1 protein-coding gene is annotated in these 1,857 nt (G+C 60.3%); it reads right to left on the bottom strand.

Translation table 11 applies throughout. The features are described 5' to 3' along the window. Window positions 1-1,204 (bottom strand): methyl-accepting chemotaxis protein (locus WCA53_RS29740; RefSeq protein ID WP_423919732.1); only part of this gene is annotated, 1,204 nt, incomplete at its 3' end. Window positions 1,205-1,857 lie beyond the last annotated feature (653 nt).

Raw genomic sequence — 1,857 nt, 5'->3', positions numbered from 1 at the left:
CGCTCGCCACGACCGCGAAGCCCCGGCCGTGCTCGCCCGCGCGTGCCGCTTCCACCGCCGCGTTGAGCGCGAGAATGTTGGTTTGAAACGCGATCCCTTCGATCACACCAACGATTTCACCGATCTTGCGCGAATCGCCCACGATATTTCCCATCGCATCGATCACGTCGTCAGTGAGCTTTCCGCCCTGGCTTGCAAGCGTCGATGCACTCGTGGCAAGCGTGCTGGCAAGGCCGGCGTTGTCGGCAGTTTGCTTGAGGGTGGCAGTCAGTTCTTCAATACTGGCGACGGTCTCTTCAAGCGAAGCCGCCTGGCTCTCAGTGCGCTGGGAGAGGTCCGAGTTGCCCGCCGATATTTCCGTGATACCCGTATTGATCGCCTGCACGCCACGACGAACGTCGCTGACGGTGACGATCAGCGATTCCTGCATCCGCTTCAGGGCGGCGGTCAGCAAACCCATTTCGTTGCTGCTTTCGACCACGATCCTGCCATTGAGACGCCCCGCCGAGATTCGCTCGAAGTGTGCGACGACCGCATCTGCCGGCTTGACGATCGCGCGCAACATCGCCGCGCGCATTGCCCATGCGAGCGCAAGGCCAAGCGCGAGGCCTGCGGCGACGAGGGTCATGATCAACGAAAAACGTTCCTGCGCCTGGGCGTAACGCTGCGCACCGCGATCGAGCTGAACCTGTTCCAGGACGAGCATGGATTTTTCGTACGCGTTGTACAGCGCCGGCAGCTTGTGCGCCTGCGCGTCCAGAAACGCATTTTTGTCGCCGGCCTTGAGCGCGGCCATCGCCGGGTCGATGCCTTCGCTAAGGAATGTCGCGCGCTTGTCCTGCATGTCGCGAATGAGGCCTTGCTCCTCGTCGCCGCTGTCGGCGTTTGCCAGGAATGCGGCGAGCTTGTCGCTTGAGATCTTGAGGTATTGGTCGGACCGCTTGAGCACCGCGCCAGCGCCGTCCTTGTCTCCGAGGTCGATCAGTGACGCGTAGGTTGCGAGCGCCAGGCGTAGTCGCAGCAATTGCCCGGCACTGTTTTCAAGGTTCGCGACGGCGGGGGTGTCGACTGTGTAGGTTTGCTTGAGCGAGTCGTTTCCGGCACGCAGCGAGAGCAGGCCAGCCGCCGCTCCGACTATCAACGTAATGGCAAAACCGATCACCATGACCGTGAGGCAGTTCTTTATGGACAGATTTTTAAGCATTGGCCTTAGCGCGCAAAGATAGATCAGGCACCGCGATTTTCGCGTGGCGAATAGCGGCTGACCCTGATGTCATCGGCCTGAATTGCAAAAACTTGAATAATCGCGAAAGAAACTGCAACAACCGAATGCGCGTGGGGAGGGGGCGTCGGGGGCTTAGAGTAGGGGCTTTGGGTCGGGAGCTTAGCGTACGGAGCTTAGCGTAGGGGGCTTAGAGCCGGCGGTTCTGCTAGCGTTGCCGCTGGGCTTGCCGCTGGCGTTGCCGCTAGGGTAACGATGGGATTGGGGCTGTCGAGGCGAAGCGTGTTCGCGCCTTTTGCGAGAAAGGTGGGTGTTCGGCTGAGCGTTGATGTGTGGTGGCCGTACTACGTTCGGGCCAAAAACCTGAAATGAGCGACGACGACACTTCAAAATTGGCGGTTCAAAACGCGTTTCTTTGCTTCGTTTCTTTGCGCGTTTGCAAAGAAATGAAGTTCCGCCCCGAACAGGGGCTAACAGAAATAAGCAAGAAAATCCGACTTAAGCAGAACGACCACGCAAGCAGAAGGACTCAATGCTAGCCCCACACTCGCCGCGAGCAGCACCCCGTCCGCCCTAGCCCCACACTCACCGCGAGCAGCACCCCCCCGGCCCCCCGTTACCCCCCCGGTACCCTC

The organism is Caballeronia sp., from assembly GCF_049581465.1.
GTDB lineage: Bacteria > Pseudomonadota > Gammaproteobacteria > Burkholderiales > Burkholderiaceae > Caballeronia.
The sequence above is the reverse complement of the archived record's forward strand: the minus strand, read 5'-3'. Positions and strand labels throughout refer to the sequence as shown.